We start from the raw sequence: 14972 nt of genomic DNA on the forward strand, positions 1-14972 counted from the left end.
GATCGCAGGCTGCCGGTCATCGGTCATCGCAGGCTCACCACCTGGGTCATGCCCTCGTCCTGGATCGCCTGGGGAGCGGGCTGGCGCGCCTGGTGGCTCATCCGCACCAGTACGCCGATCAGGATCCAGTTGGCCATCAGCGATGAGCCGCCCTGGGCCAGGAACGGCGTCGTCAGACCGGTGAGCGGGATCAGCCGGGTGACACCGCCGACGATGACGAACACCTGGAGCGCCAGGACGAACGACACGCCCCCGGCGAAGAGCTTGAGGAACGGGTCGCGGGCCGACACGGCGGTCTTCATGCCGCGCTGCACGATCAGCGCGTACAGCAGCAGGATGACCATCAGCCCGGTCAGCCCGAGCTCCTCGCCCATCGAGTCGAAGATGAAGTCGCTGAAGGCCAGCGGGGTGCGCCACGGCTCGCCCTGGCCCAGGCCCTTGCCCAGCACGCCGCCTTCGCCCAGCGCGAACAGGCCCTTCATCAGCTGGGCACTGTCGGCGAACTTGCCGCCCATCTCGGCGCAGGCGGCCAGCCCGGAGCCGACCGTGTTGCCGGCCGCGATGTAGGGCTCGGTGCCCGGCGCCACCGAGACGACCTTGCCGCTGTCCAGCAGGCAGCCGCCGTCGAAGTAGGGCTCGGGGTTCTGCCAGATGCTCAGCCGCTGGTTGACATGGCCCAGGAAGGGCAACTGGGTGGCCACCAGGATGCCCAGCGCCAGCATCCCGACGCCGATCAGCACCCAGGAGATCCGCTGCGTGGCGATGTAGATCATCGACACGAACAGCCCGAAGTACAGCAGCGCGGTGCCCAGGTCCTTCTGGACGAACAGAATGCCCAGCCCGAAGATCCAGATGACCATGATCGGGCCCAGGTCCCGGCCGCGCGGCAGGGCCAGCGGGCCGATCTTCCTGCCGACCAGCGACATCGCCTGCCGCTTGTTGACCAGGTAGCCGGCGAAGAACACCACCAGCAGCAGCTTGGCGAACTCGCCCGGCTGCACCGAGAACGGGCCGATGAAGATCCACACCCGGGCGCCGTTGATCTCCGCGCCCAGCCCGGGCACGATCGGCAGCAGCAGCAGGATGATCGCGCAGGCGCCCAGCGTGTACATGTAGCGCTGCAGGATCTTGGAGTCCTTCAGGAACAGCACCGTCAGCGCGAACAGCAGGATGCCGACGAAGGTCCACTGCAACTGGGTGCCCGCCGAGGCCAGCCCGGAGGTGACCACCTTCTTGCCGTCCCGGATGGCGTCCTGGACGTCCCTGCTGGTGGACAGGTCCAGCCGGTAGATCATCGCCAGGCCGAGCCCGTTCAGCGCCACCGCCAGCGGCAGCAGCAGGGGGTCGGCGTACGGCGCGAACCTGGCCTGCACGTAGTAGGCCGCCCCGGCCAGCACCGCCAGGCCGCCGCCGTAGCCGAGCAGACCGGCCGGGATCCGGCCGTCCCGGGCGAGGCCGACCTCGGCGAACGCCGCCAGGGTCATGACCATCGCGAAGACCAGCAGCGCCAGGCAGGCGGCCTTGCGCGGCTGGTTCGGCAGCGGGACCTGGTCGGGGGCTGCGCTCATTACGGCCGCCTCCCTCCGTCGGTGGTGGTGCCGGCCGGACAATCGGTGATGTTGCTGGTCGCGGGGTTCTTGCAGGCCTTGCGGCGGTCGTCCAGCTCCTTGAGCTTGGCCAGCGCCGCCTGCCTGTTGGCGAACTTCAGCTTGCCGTCCTGCACGTCCTTGCGGTCGGAGTCCGGCAGCTCCGTCAGCTTGATGGTGAGGTTGCCGTCGACCAGGGTGGGCTTACAGTCGTTCTGGCCGTTGCCCTGCTTGATCACGACCTGGTCGCCTTCCGGCAACAGAGAGTACATGCAGATCTGGCGGGCCAGGTTCCGCCAGCCGCCGGCGCCGTTGAGGTCCACGAAGGGCTTGGTCCTCAGCCGGTCCCGCAGCGGCTGCGGCAGATCGGCGACCTGGATCGGCGGGTTGGGCTGCTCGGCGGCCTTGCTGTGCAGGCTCAGCCCCAGCAGGGTCTCCGGCGAACCCCGGTAGACCACGACGCGGCCGCCCTCCGCGGTGGCGTAGAAGCCGTCGCTGCGCATCGACCGCACGGCGAACGCCGAGACGCCGGCCAGCACCACCACGAACAGGCCCAGCGCGACGACCAGCCAGGTCCAGCGGCGGCGCGGCGCCCGCGGCGGGGCCTGCGGCATCGGCTCGGGCGGGCGCCCCATCGGCTGCTCGCGCAACTGCGGCGCCGGCGCCGGCTGTGGCGGCGGCATCTCGTCCACCACCACGGGCGGCTGCGGCATCGTGTCGCGCAACTGCGCGGCCCGGCCGGCCGGGGTGTCGGCGGGCCGTTCGGCGTGCATCGGCGGGCCGCCCGGTCCGCCGGGCAGGTCGCCGCGCTGGGCGTTGGCCGCGGCGCCGACCGCCTGCGGAGCGCCGCCCGGCGGCGCCGCGCCCGGCGGCAGCTCGATCACGTCGGCGACCACACAGGTGATGTTGTCCGGCCCGCCGCCCCGGTTGGCCAGGTCGATCAGCTGCCGCACCGCCTGCTCGAGATCCTGATAGTCGGTGAGCACCTGGAAGATCGTCTCTGCGGTGACCACCCCGGACAGGCCGTCGGAGCACAGCAGGTAGCGGTCGCCGACCTTGGCCTCGCGCAGCGACAGGTCCGGGTCGACCTCGCCCCGGCCGTCCAGCGCCCGCAGCAGCAGCGAGCGCTGCGGATGGGAGGCGGCCTCGTCCGGGCTGATCCGGCCCTCGTCGACCAGCGACTGCACCAGCGTGTGGTCGTGCGTGATCTGGAAGAGGCTGCCGTCGCGCAGCAGGTAGGCGCGCGAGTCGCCGATGTGGACCAGGGCGACCTGGCTGCCCGACCACAGCATGGCCGTCAGCGTGGTCCCCATCCCCTGCAGTGCGGGGTCGGACTCCACGATGCGGTGCAGCTTGTCGTTGGCGGCCCGGACGGTGTGCTCCAGCGCGGCCAGCAGCTCGCTGGCCGGCAGGTCGGTGTCGAGCTTGCGCAGCTCGCCGATGGCCGCCGCGCTGGCGATCTCGCCGCCGACGTGCCCCCCCATGCCGTCGGCGACCGCGAGCAGGTGCGCGCCCGCGTATGCCGAGTCCTCGTTGCCCTCGCGCAGCATGCCGACGTCGGAGCGCGCGGCGTAACGGATTCCTATGGTCATGGGCGCAACTCGATGACGGTCTTGCCGATACGGATCGGGACCCCGGGCGGGACCGGGGTCGGCTGGTTCACCTTGTTACGTCCGAGATAGGTGCCGTTGGTCGAGCCGAGATCTTCCACGATCCACTGACCGTCCTGCGCGAAAAGTCGGGCATGCCGGCTCGAAGCGTAGTCGTCGGAGACCACGATCGTGGCGTCATTGGCCCGACCGATGGTGATGGTGCCCCCGGTCGCCAGGTCGATGGTCATGCCGGCCCGATCGCCCTGGGTGACGACGAGCTGGCGTGGTCCGCGCGGCTGCGGCGCCTGCTGTGCCCGCTGCGGCCGGGGACGACGGGCGGGCCGGGGGGCCCGGGAGCGGGCCGCCGCCCGGGCCGCGGCTCTGCTGGAGCCGAACAGGTCGGCCCGGATCACGCCGACGGCCGCGATGACGAACAGCCACAGCACCGCGAGGAACGCCAGCTTGATCAGCGTGAGGGTGAATTCGGACATCGGAGTGGGGGCTACTCCCTATCGCGGCGGAACACGAGAGTGGTCCGGCCCATCGTGACCCGGGCACCATCGACGAGAGTGACCCGTCGAATGGGGTTGCCGTTCACGAAGGAGCCGTTGGTCGACCCTAGATCCACGAGGACGATTTCGGGACCCTCTACGCGGATCTCGGCGTGATGCCGTGAGACCCCCGGGTCCACCAGACGCAGGTCGCAGTCGGTGCCGCGGCCGAGCAGCGTCACCGGCGTGGTGATGTCGTAGGTCTGCTGGGTGCTGGGCCCCACGTCCTGAGCCGTGGTGACCAGCAGCCGCGGCCGGCCGGCGAAACCCCCGGTCCGGCCCTGCGGCACGTCGCTGGCCGGTCTGCGGATCTCGCCGCCCTCGACGGTGGACCCTCGGATGACCCCCGAACGGATCCGGAACATTCCCGTCGCCAGATCGCCGGCGCTCTCGAAGCGCACCCGCACCGGGCCCACGAACGAGTAACCCTGCTCCTTGGCGTACTCGCGGGCCAGGTTCGCCAGCTCCTGGCTCAGGCTGTCGGCGTACACCGCCAGCCGCTGGCCGTCGGCCTGCGAGATCTCGACGACGAAGTCGTTCGGCACCAGTGTGCGCCCGGCGGCCACGATGGCGGCGCGCTCGTCCATCTCCCGCTGTACGGCGCTGGCCACCTCCACCGGCTGCAGCTCCGACTTGAACGCACGAGCGAAGGCACCCTCCACCATGCCCTCAAGACGTCGCTCGAAGCGCTGTAGGACACCCACGGGCACCTCCTTTCTCCACTGGTAGACGATCGTATCCGTGCTGGGGTTCGCTGGAAGTATCCGTGTGCCGAACCAGTGCTTGGCCCGTGCTAATCTTTTCGAGCACCCAGAGGGCGGGTGGCGGAACGGCAGACGCGCACGGTTCAGGTCCGTGTGTCCGCAAGGACGTGAGGGTTCAAATCCCTCCTCGCCCACTCGGGGGTGGTGACGCAAGTCGCCCCTTCATAGTGACGGAACGAGCCCGGTCGCACTAGGCGACCGGGCTCTTACGTTATGTGCGTCTAGTAGATGAGGCGGGACTGACCAAGCGTGGGGTCTCTGTGAGCCAGATGTTGTTCGAGGGCAGGCAGGGGCTCCGGTGCCGGCGGGGCGTGTTTTCGGGTAGGGAGCTGAAGCCGGGCTCGATGAGGTCAGGCTGCGGGGTCGTTGTCCAAGTGACCTTTGGGCGTCCAGGTGCCTAGGGGTTTGCTGGTGCGACGTCTGGCACGGCGCCGTGGGTGGCCATCGGGACCAGGCATGGTGTCGCGCCAGGCGTTGATCTTGCGGATGTTGACATGGGCGAGCTGGAAGGCCAGCAGGAGAGCCTGGGCGGCTATGCCTCGGACGCGGCGGCCTTGGGAGCGTTCGATGCTCTCGCGGGCGTCGTTTTTGGCGTAGCCGTTGATGCCTTCGGTGGCGTTGCGCAGCCGACCGTAGATCTTTTGCCAGACGGCGCTGCCGTAGGGGTGGGCCTGCCAGTGCTTGGCGCCGTACTCAGGGGCGAAGGTGACGCTGGTCTGAGTGCAGATCTTGGGTGGGGCCACAGGGCTGGGCTGGACATCGACCAGAGGAAGGCGGGGGTCGGTGCCCAGGCTGGCTGGCTTGAGTGCGCATTGGACCTTGCCTGCTGTGGCAGGGCATTGGCAGCGCTGGTGCCCTTCGGCGTCGGGTCGGCCCTTGGCGGGCAGGGCGTAGGGGGCGCGGGCGTCGATGCGGACCCGCCAGGTCGCGGGATCGATCGCTGCGGGGTCGGTGGAAGGCCGGTGAAGGTCTTGAGTGGCGGTGACCAGTTGGTCGGGCATGTGGGGGCAGTACCAGGTTCCCTCGACCATGCGGGCACCGTGGGCTTGGGCTTGGACGCCGAGCTGGTCCTGGCGATAGCTGTAGGCGGGCCGGTAGCCAAGGGCGCGTAGAGGCAACTGCCAGTCCTCGGGCTTGGAGTTGTTGTAGGCGGCGTCGGCGGCGAGGTGCCCCGCAGGGTGGCCGCGGCGGCGGATGCCGGTCAAGACGGCGATGCCGTTGGTCCCGGGGTTGTGACCGGGCCGGCCGAGTCTCATGCCCATGATCAGCGCTGGGAGCTTCGCAGGGTCACCGCAGCCGTTGGTTCGGGGGCTGGGGTCGTGGTGGGGGTTGCGGGCGACGGCCAGGGTGAGGTCGTAACCGAAGACCATCTTGTTCTTGTTCTTGCGCTTGTCCGCTGACGTGGTCGTTGGTCCCAGTGGCACGGCGGCGGGGTTGGGATGGTCGGGGTCGGCATGGTCGCCGTCGCGCACGTACCAGCCGGCATCGGGGTCGGTGGAGGTGAGAGGACCTTTGGTCCTGGTGCCTCGGGCGAAGGTGGCGATGACGGTGGCATCGACCCCGAGTGAGCCGTCCCAGTGTTCGTCGAGGAGGTGGCGAACGCAGGCGCTGGATGCCTCCAGGATCTGGTTGGTGACGCGGTCGAGCAGGGCTTGGCGGGCTTCCAGGTCGTCATGGTCGGCGCAGATGGTCAGTCGGGCGGCTTCGTCCCGAGGCAGCCGCCTGTTCTTGGGCAGCGGGGATGGGTCCATGGCCGCCCGCAGATCGTGGAACAGCCGCAGGACGACGGCGTAGGCGGCCTCGAAACCGCGGGCGTTGTCAGGCCGGTCCTTGAGAGCGAACCGTCGCCTCCAGTGGTCGGGTATGCCCCAGTGGAGGATGTCGGTGACCAGGTTGAGGGGCACCGCGCTGCCTTCAGTGCGGCGGCAGGCGAGCGTCAGGCCGACCAGCAGCCCGAGCACGGTACAGGTGCGGGGTCGTCCGGTCGGCTTGGTGATGAGGGCTTGCAGCTCGTCGGCGATGCCCGCCTGTTCGATGAACTCGACCGCGCTGCGCACTCGCAGATCGGAGAATTCCACCCGTTCCTCGCGGATGCGCCCCCACCCGTGATCTCGCGCCACACCGCCGGTGCCGTCCCGAGTGGCTTGCTCGCTGTCAGCAGCGTTGAGGGACTTGGTGGTTTCGTCCTGTGGCGGCTGTGGTGAGGTCATGGCTTGCCTCGCAGCAGCTCGGCGGCCCGGTCGGTCGAGGCGCCCTTGACATAGGGCAGGACGCGCGACAGCCCGTGCAAGGTGTCGACACCGGCGGCCGCCACGATGACCGGCAGGGGAAGGTTGCCCTCGATCAGTTCGACCAGCCAGCTCGTGCGCAGCCGGGACATCTTCAGCGCGGGAGTTCCTGGAGCGTCATGCGTACGCGCCAGGAAACCGGTGATTGTGTTCTTGGCCCTGGCATGAAGACCGGGCCGGAACAGGTGGGCGGCTTGGCCGCGGAACCGGGCAGCCTCCTCCGCCAGGACGCGTTCCCACGGACGGCGGCACACCACCAGCCGCTCCCGTCGTCCACGCACGGTGACGACGACCGCGCCGTTGTCGTGACGCCGGACGTCGTGGGCGCGCAAGGGGATGACCTCGGGGGAGTCCAGGCCGCACCCCCGGCCCAGAGCCAGCAGCAGTGTGCAGCCCCTGCGCAGTTCCTCGGTGGGCTGACCTTGTGCCCACGTCCACAAAGTGGTCATCTCTGCGGGTGTGTAGGGCTTGGAGGTGTCAGAGGCCGACAGTTTGACCGGCTTGCCGCTGCGGCAGTCCGGCCCGCAGACTGCCTCCCGCAGGCGCAGCAGCTTGGACCGATAGTTACCGCGCGTCGCAGCCGACACATCGGTGCAGCCCACGGTGATGAATCGTTCGATGAACTCCCGCGACAGCCACACCTGGGCGTCGGCGCGGCACCCTTGCCCGTCGGCGAAGAGCGCCAGCCTGGCCAGCACGCTCATCAGCTCACCGGCCCGGTACGGGGTCAGCGGCTCGGCGACGGTCACGACACGGCGCACCTCGGCGGCGACCCGCTCCCAGGCGGGCGGCGCCCCCGCAGGCACATAGGAGTCGATACGCGCGGACACCGCGACCTGCCACAGGTAGACACCAGGAGGCGCGAAAGCACCCCTATGCACCGTTACCCCACCAAATGGCTGCTATCGCAATAGCAACGAGTGCTTGGCCCTTTGACGGGACAAGACAGAAGACGTGGCCGGCAACGACTCCCGAAGCAGACCACCCCGCGACTTCGTCATCGACGGGGCCTGGCCACACGCCACGCTCACCGACCACCACGGCGCCCACGTCGCCCAGCGGCTGGCCCGCCGCCTCGCCCAGGCGATGGCCGAGCAGGGACTCAGCGCCAACCGGCTTGCCCACGACAGCGGCGTCAACCGCCAGACGATCGCCAACGTCTTGGCCGGTGCGGTGTGGCCCGACCTGCTGACCATCGCCAAACTCGAACGCGCGTTGGCCTGCCACCTGTGGCCCGCTCACCAGCACACCCGGTGACCGGACGGCCGCGGTGACGTCGCCCTGACCACGGCCCGCCCAGGGCCCGAGGCGGTTCCCCGAAGAACTGACCACAAGGACGGCCGAGCAGAGCCGGAACGGCCGGTTGCGCACGATGGATGATTTCTCCGCATGGGCACCTCGCCTCTCCCCGGGTGCCGGGGAGATCGCGTCGAAAAGACGGCACGGCGATATGCCCGAATGCCCGCAACGCGGCCACGCACGCGGTATCTTCGGAGATACGGCGCACCGTCAGTTGATTGCTGTGGGGTCGTCGTAACGGCCGCCGCCGAAGGTGAGAGCTCGGCGGCGGCCACCTGATTCCTGCCGGCACCGCCAAGCGGTACCGGACGTTCGAGTGCTAGATCACCGGATCACCCACCGTTTCCGCCTCCAGGGCCCGGAAGATCACGCCCATCGTTGTATCGGAACGAAGCGGATTTCTTGACCAACCGGCCCTGCTTGGTCATCTGATCCAACAGGACCCGCAGACTCCGATGATTGTCGACGCCGAGCTCCTCGGCGATCTGGCGGGTCTTCCACCACCGGCTGGGATCCTGGCCGAGCAGGGACTCCACCTGCACCCTGCGCGGGACCGCCGTGCCCTTGTCCTCCTGGGCCGCGTTCGGTGGCCCCGCGGCCGGTCCCTGAGCCGTTGAGGGACCAGGCCCTTCCTGGCTGCCCGGCCGCTGTGCGGAGGGATCTGACGCCGATGGGCCTCCTTCGGGCCCTGTGGTCGAAGGGGAACCGTACCGGCGCTGCCACTCCTCCCGCGTCTCGGCCATCCGCGTCACCAGTTCGATCCGCTCCGCGACGTCACCCAACTGTTGCTCGAGGGCGGCCCGTTGTGACCGCAACTGCTCGAGAACGCCGGAGGGATCGGCGACCACTGCCTCCCAGGGAAGCTGGCTCATGGCTGCACGATATAGCGTGCCAGTGCTCCCCTGAGGCCGGTTCTGCAATGTCCTGCCATTGAGAGAAAAGCCGAGCGCGAGACAGTCAAGAAATCGCTGGTCAGCGCGTGATCATTTGGATGGCGTGGACCCTTCGGGCATGCAGTTTCCCATTGGCCTCACATGGGCTTGGGAGCATCGACGCCCTTGATGGCAAATTATGCGTTTCATGACATTATCCAGCCTATGGGAGTTTGATGTGGATTCGGCGCGTCATGTTCGCCGTGGTCATGTGAGCCCATCCGGCATGAGGCTGGCGGCAGCGAAGGAGCGATCTGACCGAAGTCGACCCAGGCGCCGAGAGGGACGTCCCACCGCGATCCGCAGGGCGTTGGAGCGGTGCCGGGGGCCAGTCCGCCTGAACGTCGAGCCGGTCGGTGGTGCACCGATCCCGGTGGATCGGTGCAATGGGCAGGCGCCGTCGAGGATGCGCCCGGGATGGGCCCCTTCCGCTCGGGGCGGACGGGCCGTCCAGGGGAGGCCCGGAATCTCGCCCTGGGGCCTCAGGCGGTGAGCTCGGTGATGAGTTCTTCGACGCGCTTGCGGATCTCGTCGCGGATGGGGCGGACCGCCTCCAGGCCCTGGCCGGCGGGGTCGTCGAGCTTCCAGTCCAGGTAGCGCTTGCCGGGGAAGTAGGGGCAGGCGTCGCCGCAGCCCATGGTGATGACCACGTCGGAGGCCTGCACGGCCTCGCCGGTCAGGACCTTGGGGGTCTCGGCGGAGACGTCGATGCCCTCCTCGGCCATCGCCTCCACCACGGCGGGGTTGACCCGGTCGGCGGGCTCTGACCCCGCCGACCGGACCTCGATCCGGTTCCCGGCCAGGTGGGTGAGGTAGGCGGCGGCTATCTGGGAGCGGCCGGCGTTGTGCACGCAGACGAACAGCACGCTGGGCTTGTCGGACATGGGGCGGATCTCCTTGTCGTTCACTGACGGGCGGATGGCAGGCCGATGAGTTCGGCCAGCAGTTCGCGGACGCGTTCGTCGATGTGGTCGCGGATCGCGCGGACCTCCTCCAGGGGGGCGTCCTCGGGTTCGTCCAGCAGCCAGTCCTGGTAGCGCTTGCCCGGATACACCGGGCAGGCGTCGCCGCAGCCCATGGTGACCACCACGTCGGCGGCGGCCACGACCTCGTCGGTCAGCGGCTTGGGAAACTCCATCCCCGGATCCAGGCCGATCTCGGTCAGCGCCAGCCCCACCATCGGATCGATCCGCCCGGCCGGGCAGGTACCCGCGGTGCGCACGTGCACGCGACCGCCGGCGTGCCGGGCGGTCAGCGCCGCGGCGATCTGGGAACGCCCGGCGTTGGCGGTGCACACGAACAGCACCTCGGGCACTGGCTTGGCGGCCAGGCCCTGGGACTGGGCGAGCGCGACCAGCCGCTGGCGGGCGAACCGCTCGGCCAGCACCGGCAGATGCCGCCCCACCGTGGAGGGACGCTCCAGCAGGTTGTGGCATTCGCGCACGTACCACTCCACGGTCTGACGGGACAGCGACCCGTCGAAACGCGGCGCCAGCGACGCGGCGATCCGCGCCAGCAGCGCCTCCCGCCGCTCGTCCGCGGCACCGCCCATCAGCCCCTCCTCACGTCCGCCCGCCTGCGGCTTCGCACGGCTGGTAACGTATCAGTCCATGGTGATGTCAGTCGAGAATGATGTATGGCGGCTGCTGGCCGACCCGCTGCGGGCGCGGATCGTGGAGCTACTGTCGCGTGAGGCGCTGTGCACCTGCCATCTGGTCGCCGAGACCGGCGCGCGGCAGACCAACATCTCCAACCATCTGCGGGTGCTGCGCGAGGCCGGGCTGGTGGAGACCGAGCCGTGCGGCCGGTTCACCTACTACCGGCTGCGCCCCGAGCCGCTGCGCGAGCTCGCCGACCGCTGCGCCGCCTTGGCCGAGGCGGCTCGTGCCGCCTACGACGACGACATCCGGAGGCCCTGCTGATGGCCCGGACCCGCGCCACGCCCACCGATCCCGCCGCGCCGGTCCTGGCCCGCATGTCCACGCTGGACCGCTTCCTGCCGGTGTGGATCATCCTGGCCATGGTCGCCGGCCTGGCACTGGGCAGGTTCGTCCCGGACGTGCGGGACTGGCTGGAGGCGGTCAAGATCGACGGCACCTCGCTGCCGATCGCGGCCGGGCTGCTGGCGATGATGTACCCGGTGCTGGCCAAGGTCCGCTATGAGGAGATCGGCCACCTGGCCCGTGACCGCCGCATGATGTGGCTGTCGCTGGTGCTGAACTGGGTGGTCGGCCCGGCGTTGATGTTCGCCCTGGCGTGGGCGTTCCTGCCGGACGAGCCCGCCTATCGCACCGGTCTGATCGTGGTCGGCCTGGCCCGCTGCATCGCCATGGTGCTGATCTGGAACGACCTGGCGCGTGGCGACCGTGAGGCCGCCGCCCTGCTGGTGGCGGTCAACTCGATCTTCCAGATCGCCGCCTACGCCCTGCTGGGCACCTTCTACCTGAAGATCCTGCCCGGCTGGCTCGGCTGGCAGACCCAAGACGTGGACTTCTCCATGTGGGGCATCACCAAGGCCGTTCTGATCTTCCTCGGTATTCCGCTGGCGGCCGGCTACCTGACCCGCCGCATCGGCATCCGCCGCGTGGGCGCCGAGCGCTACGAGCAGCGGTTCCTGCCCAGGATCGGGCCGATCGCGCTGTACGGGCTGCTGTTCACCATCGTGGTGATGTTCGCCCTGCAGGGCGAGACGATCACCGGCGAGCCGCTGACGGTGGCCCGCATCGCCCTGCCCCTGCTGGCCTACTTCGCGTTGATGTGGACGATCTCGTTCTGGGCCTCCCGTCGGGCGGGCCTGGGCTACGACCGCACCGCCACCGTGGCGTTCACCGCAGCGGGCAACAACTTCGAACTCGCCATCGCGGTGGCCATCGGCATGTGGGGCGTCACCTCCGGCCAGGCCCTGGCCGGGGTCGTCGGCCCGCTGATCGAGGTCCCCGTCCTGGTCGCCCTGGTCTACGTCGCCTTGTGGCTGCGCCGCCGCATGCTCGCGGCACCGACCACCACATGAGCAAATCCGGGCAACTGGCCACCGCCGATGTCGTCGTGATCGGCGGTGGCCAGGCCGGGCTGGCGGCCGGCTACTACCTGCGCCGCGCCGGGCTGGACTTCGTGATCCTGGACGCCCAGGACGGGCCGGGCGGAGCCTGGCGGCACGTCTGGCCGTCCCTGCGGCTGTTCTCGCCCGCCCAGCACAGCTCGCTGCCCGGCCGGCCGATGCCCGCCACCAGAGAGCCCTACCCGTCGGCGGCCCACGTGGTCGACTACCTGGCCGACTACGAGAAACGCTACGCGCTGCCGGTGCACCGGCCGGTCCGCGTCCACCACGTCCATCGCGACGGCCCCGGGCTGCGGGTGGACACCGACCGGGGCACCTGGCACGCCGCACACGTCATCAGCGCCACCGGCACCTGGTGGCAGCCCTATCTGCCGCACTACCCCGGCCGCGCCCTCTACCAGGGCCAACAGCTGCACACCGTGCACTACCGCGGCCCCGCCCCGTTCCAAGGGCAGCGCGTGGTGATCGTCGGAGGCGGCAACTCCGCCGCGCAGATCCTCGCCGACCTCACCGATCCCGCCCTCGGGCGCGGCGGGTCGGCGGCCGAGGCCGTGTGGGTCACCCGGAGGCCGCCCCGGCTGCTGCCCGACCACATCGACGGCCGCGCCCTGTTCACCCTCGCCGCACGCCGCCGCGCCGACCTGCACGCCGGACGAGCCGACACCGGCGGCGTCGGCGGCCTGGGCGACATCGTCGCCGTCCCACCGGTACGAGCCGCCCGCGACCGCGGCGCGCTGCAGGCCCGCCCAATGTTCACCCGCCTCACCGAAACCGGCATCGGCTGGGACGACGGCCCCCGCATCGACTGTGAGGCGATCATCTGGTGCACCGGATTCCGGCCCGCCCTGCGGCACCTGTCCCCGCTCCGCCTGCGCACAGATGACGGAGCCATCCCTCTCACCGGCACCCGCGCCCATGGCGAACCCCGGTTGCACCTGATCGGCTACGGCGACTGGACCGGCTTGGCCTCGGCCACCCTCATCGGCGCCGGCATGAACGCCCGCGACGCCGTACGCGCCCTCACCTCCCACCCGCGCCAACCACGCTGATCCCCTTCACGCCAGCTCATCCCTCCAGCCCTGATCGACCCTCAGGCCACCGCGCCTGGCCTCGGCCGGTCCACGCCCCGGCCGACTCGGTGGTGCTGCGGCAGGACGCCCAAGGCGCTTAAGGCTTGACACCCCACCCAAAAGCTTGCATCTTTGTGCAAGTGAGCAAGGATCAGAATATGGGCGATCTCGGGACGGTGCTGTCGCACCAGCTCTTCCGCGCTTTGGGTGATCCGACCCGGGTGCGGCTGCTGGACCTGCTGGCCGAACGCTGCCGTGCCTGCTCGGTGTCGGAGTTGGCCGACTGCATGGACCTGGACCTGTCGGTGGTGTCCCGGCATCTGGCCCTGCTGCGGGCCGCCGGCGTGCTACGCGCCACCAAGACCGGCCGCAACGTGCTGTACGAGATCCAGTTCGACGCGCTCGCCGAGGCCCTGCGCGGCATCGCCGACGCGCTCGAACGCGCCCGCGACGACTTCGAGAGCGCCGGCTCCTGCAGCCCGGCCAACCAGGAAGCCGACCAGGAAGAAGGATCGCAATGACCACCGCCCAGGCCCACGACGTCCTTTCGCCCGTTCTCCCGCCGACCCTGCGGGACGCGCCGCCGCGGGTACGGCTGAGCGTGGAGTACTGGACCGTCACCATGGACGGCGCCGACTCCTGCGGCTCCTGCGATGAGACCCTGACCGCCCTGCAGACCGCACTCGCCCAGGTCCGGCCTGTGGCCCAGGCGCTGGGCATCGACGTCGACATCGTGCCCCGCACCGTCGCGACCTGGGCGCAGGCGCTCGAACACGTGATCGTCGCATCGCCGACCATCCGTGCCGAGGGCATCGAGCTGCACCCCATGCACTCCGGCGACACCGAGGCCCGAGTGTGGTGGTGGCGCGGCGCCATCAGCGACACCGTTCCGGGACAGGCGCTGACGGACCTGCTGGTGCGCGCACTGGCCGCACGCAGCCGACGGCTCGGCGTCTATCTCGAGCAGGGAGGTCCGGCACCCTACGTCCGCCGCTACCTGCAGGTCGATCCGGCCGCCGTGATGCCGGTCGCTTCCGGTTCCGGCTGCGGACCGTCCGCCTGCTCGTAGCAGGCCCGCCGCCCGCAGTGGCTTCTTGATCTGCGGGGATGCGGGGAGATGGTCCCGGGAGCGCAGGGCGCGTGATCGTCCGGGCTCGGCCGTCAGCACGCCGAAGGGTCCCGGCCCAAGCATGGACGGGGTGGAGCCGTTGGCGGGGGGAAACTCGTCGCCGTTCCACCCTGGCGCCTCGGGGTGGAACGGTCGGTCATCGGCTCAGCAGCACTCGCCGTCGCAGCACGAGCCGTCGCAGGTGGGGTCGTCGCAGCACGGGCACATCGGCGTTCACCTCCCCTCTGTCTCCAGGGCGGGTGGGCACCAGGTGCCCGGGACGGGATCGGGGCAGTCCGGGCCGGGCATCGCCGCCAGCATCCGCGTCAACTCGCCGCGCAACGCGGCCAGCCGGTTCATCTCGGCGTCGATCTCGCTCACATGGCGGTGCAGCAGTGTGGCGGCTGGCTCGCAGGCGCACACCCCGGTGTCGCGGACCTCCAGCAGTCGGCGGATCTCGGACAGCCGCAGCCCCAGACGCTGCGCCCCGCGGATGAACAGCAACCGGTCCAGCGCCCGCTCGTCGTAGCGGCGGTGCTCACCGCTGGTGCGCTGCGGCGACGGCAGCAGCCCTGCGCGTTCGTAGTAGCGGATCGTGTCGGTGCGCACCCCCGCGCGGGCGGCCAGGCGGCCCACCGTCAACGGCCCGGTGTCCGGTTCAGCCCTCATACCGCCACGCTAGATCCTGGACCCCACTCCAGATTCAAGCCCCGAACAGCACGAT

General features: G+C 70.0%; 16 protein-coding genes and 1 tRNA gene. 7 read left to right on the plus strand and 10 right to left on the minus strand.

Going from position 1 to position 14972, the window contains the following annotated elements; genetic code table 11:
• Window positions 1–23: 23 nt before the first annotated feature.
• From C4U03_RS23510 to C4U03_RS23525, 4 genes are read right to left on the minus strand one after another with little or no spacing between them, the layout of a single operon-like run.
• Window positions 24–1568, minus strand: a complete 1545-nt coding sequence (locus C4U03_RS23510; RefSeq protein WP_103940100.1) for an FtsW/RodA/SpoVE family cell cycle protein — start codon at window positions 1566–1568, stop codon at window positions 24–26.
• Window positions 1568–3178 carry a Stp1/IreP family PP2C-type Ser/Thr phosphatase gene (locus C4U03_RS23515; RefSeq protein ID WP_103940102.1) on the minus strand — a complete coding sequence of 537 codons (1611 nt, stop codon included), beginning with the start codon at window positions 3176–3178 and terminating at the stop codon, window positions 1568–1570. The genes C4U03_RS23510 and C4U03_RS23515 overlap by 1 nt, the downstream gene beginning before the upstream one ends.
• Entirely contained in the window at window positions 3175–3669 is a 495-nt protein-coding gene (locus C4U03_RS23520) for an FHA domain-containing protein FhaB/FipA (protein WP_103940104.1), read from the minus strand. Before C4U03_RS23520 ends, C4U03_RS23515 begins: the two co-directional genes overlap by 4 nt.
• Before the next feature lie 11 nt (window positions 3670–3680).
• Window positions 3681–4433, minus strand: coding sequence for an FhaA domain-containing protein (locus C4U03_RS23525; protein ID WP_103940106.1), 753 nt, complete (start codon window positions 4431–4433; stop codon window positions 3681–3683).
• 111 nt (window positions 4434–4544) lie between these two features.
• Between C4U03_RS23525 and C4U03_RS23530 the strand changes: the two genes are divergently transcribed.
• Window positions 4545–4627 (plus strand) — tRNA-Leu (locus C4U03_RS23530).
• A gap of 216 nt (window positions 4628–4843) precedes the next feature.
• On the opposite strand, the gene C4U03_RS23535 is transcribed toward C4U03_RS23530, so the two are convergent.
• Both C4U03_RS23535 and C4U03_RS23540 read right to left on the minus strand, forming a co-directional pair.
• A complete protein-coding gene (locus C4U03_RS23535) occupies window positions 4844–6571 on the minus strand; it encodes a hypothetical protein (RefSeq protein WP_146087491.1) in 1728 nt (575 codons plus the stop codon).
• 128 nt (window positions 6572–6699) lie between these two features.
• The gene (locus C4U03_RS23540; RefSeq protein ID WP_200827415.1) at window positions 6700–7662 is read right to left on the minus strand and encodes a hypothetical protein; all 963 of its coding nucleotides are present in this window, start codon (window positions 7660–7662) and stop codon (window positions 6700–6702) included.
• A gap of 73 nt (window positions 7663–7735) precedes the next feature.
• On the opposite strand from C4U03_RS23540, the gene C4U03_RS41215 reads away from it, so the two are divergent.
• The gene (locus C4U03_RS41215; protein ID WP_200827416.1) at window positions 7736–8038 is read left to right on the plus strand and encodes a helix-turn-helix transcriptional regulator; all 303 of its coding nucleotides are present in this window, start codon (window positions 7736–7738) and stop codon (window positions 8036–8038) included.
• A gap of 374 nt (window positions 8039–8412) precedes the next feature.
• On the opposite strand, the gene C4U03_RS23550 is transcribed toward C4U03_RS41215, so the two are convergent.
• The 3 genes from C4U03_RS23550 to C4U03_RS23560 form a co-directional block, all read right to left on the minus strand.
• Window positions 8413–8952, minus strand: a complete 540-nt coding sequence (locus C4U03_RS23550) for a hypothetical protein (RefSeq protein WP_103940110.1) — start codon at window positions 8950–8952, stop codon at window positions 8413–8415.
• 542 nt (window positions 8953–9494) lie between these two features.
• Window positions 9495–9896: an arsenate reductase ArsC gene (locus C4U03_RS23555; protein ID WP_103940112.1), complete on the minus strand. Its 402-nt coding sequence runs from the start codon at window positions 9894–9896 to the stop codon at window positions 9495–9497.
• A 20-nt stretch (window positions 9897–9916) separates the two neighbouring features.
• Complete coding sequence (locus C4U03_RS23560) at window positions 9917–10564, minus strand: arsenate reductase/protein-tyrosine-phosphatase family protein (RefSeq protein ID WP_103940114.1); 648 nt, start codon at window positions 10562–10564, stop codon at window positions 9917–9919.
• 58 nt (window positions 10565–10622) lie between these two features.
• On the opposite strand from C4U03_RS23560, the gene C4U03_RS23565 reads away from it, so the two are divergent.
• The 5 genes from C4U03_RS23565 to C4U03_RS23585 all read left to right on the plus strand — a co-directional run bounded on the left by C4U03_RS23565 (window position 10623) and on the right by C4U03_RS23585 (window position 14209).
• A complete protein-coding gene (locus C4U03_RS23565; protein WP_103940116.1) occupies window positions 10623–10934 on the plus strand; it encodes an ArsR/SmtB family transcription factor in 312 nt (103 codons plus the stop codon).
• On the plus strand, window positions 10934–12022 hold the full coding sequence (gene arsB, locus C4U03_RS23570) for an ACR3 family arsenite efflux transporter (protein WP_103940118.1): 1089 nt from the start codon (window positions 10934–10936) through the stop codon (window positions 12020–12022). Before C4U03_RS23565 ends, arsB begins: the two co-directional genes overlap by 1 nt.
• The gene (locus C4U03_RS23575) at window positions 12019–13119 is read left to right on the plus strand and encodes an ArsO family NAD(P)H-dependent flavin-containing monooxygenase (protein WP_103940120.1); all 1101 of its coding nucleotides are present in this window, start codon (window positions 12019–12021) and stop codon (window positions 13117–13119) included. The genes arsB and C4U03_RS23575 overlap by 4 nt, the downstream gene beginning before the upstream one ends.
• 179 nt (window positions 13120–13298) lie before the next feature.
• The gene (locus C4U03_RS23580) at window positions 13299–13661 is read left to right on the plus strand and encodes an ArsR/SmtB family transcription factor (RefSeq protein WP_103940122.1); all 363 of its coding nucleotides are present in this window, start codon (window positions 13299–13301) and stop codon (window positions 13659–13661) included.
• The gene (locus C4U03_RS23585; protein ID WP_103940124.1) at window positions 13658–14209 is read left to right on the plus strand and encodes a DUF2703 domain-containing protein; all 552 of its coding nucleotides are present in this window, start codon (window positions 13658–13660) and stop codon (window positions 14207–14209) included. Before C4U03_RS23580 ends, C4U03_RS23585 begins: the two co-directional genes overlap by 4 nt.
• A 273-nt stretch (window positions 14210–14482) precedes the next feature.
• Here the strand turns inward: C4U03_RS23585 and C4U03_RS23590 are convergent, their stop codons facing one another.
• Window positions 14483–14917, minus strand: a complete 435-nt coding sequence (locus tag C4U03_RS23590) for a MerR family transcriptional regulator (protein WP_103940126.1) — start codon at window positions 14915–14917, stop codon at window positions 14483–14485.
• Between the last annotated feature and the right edge of the window lie 55 nt (window positions 14918–14972).

The sequence above is a fragment of the Thermomonospora echinospora genome, from assembly GCF_900108175.1.
Classification (GTDB): Bacteria; Actinomycetota; Actinomycetes; order Streptosporangiales; family Streptosporangiaceae; genus Thermomonospora; species Thermomonospora echinospora.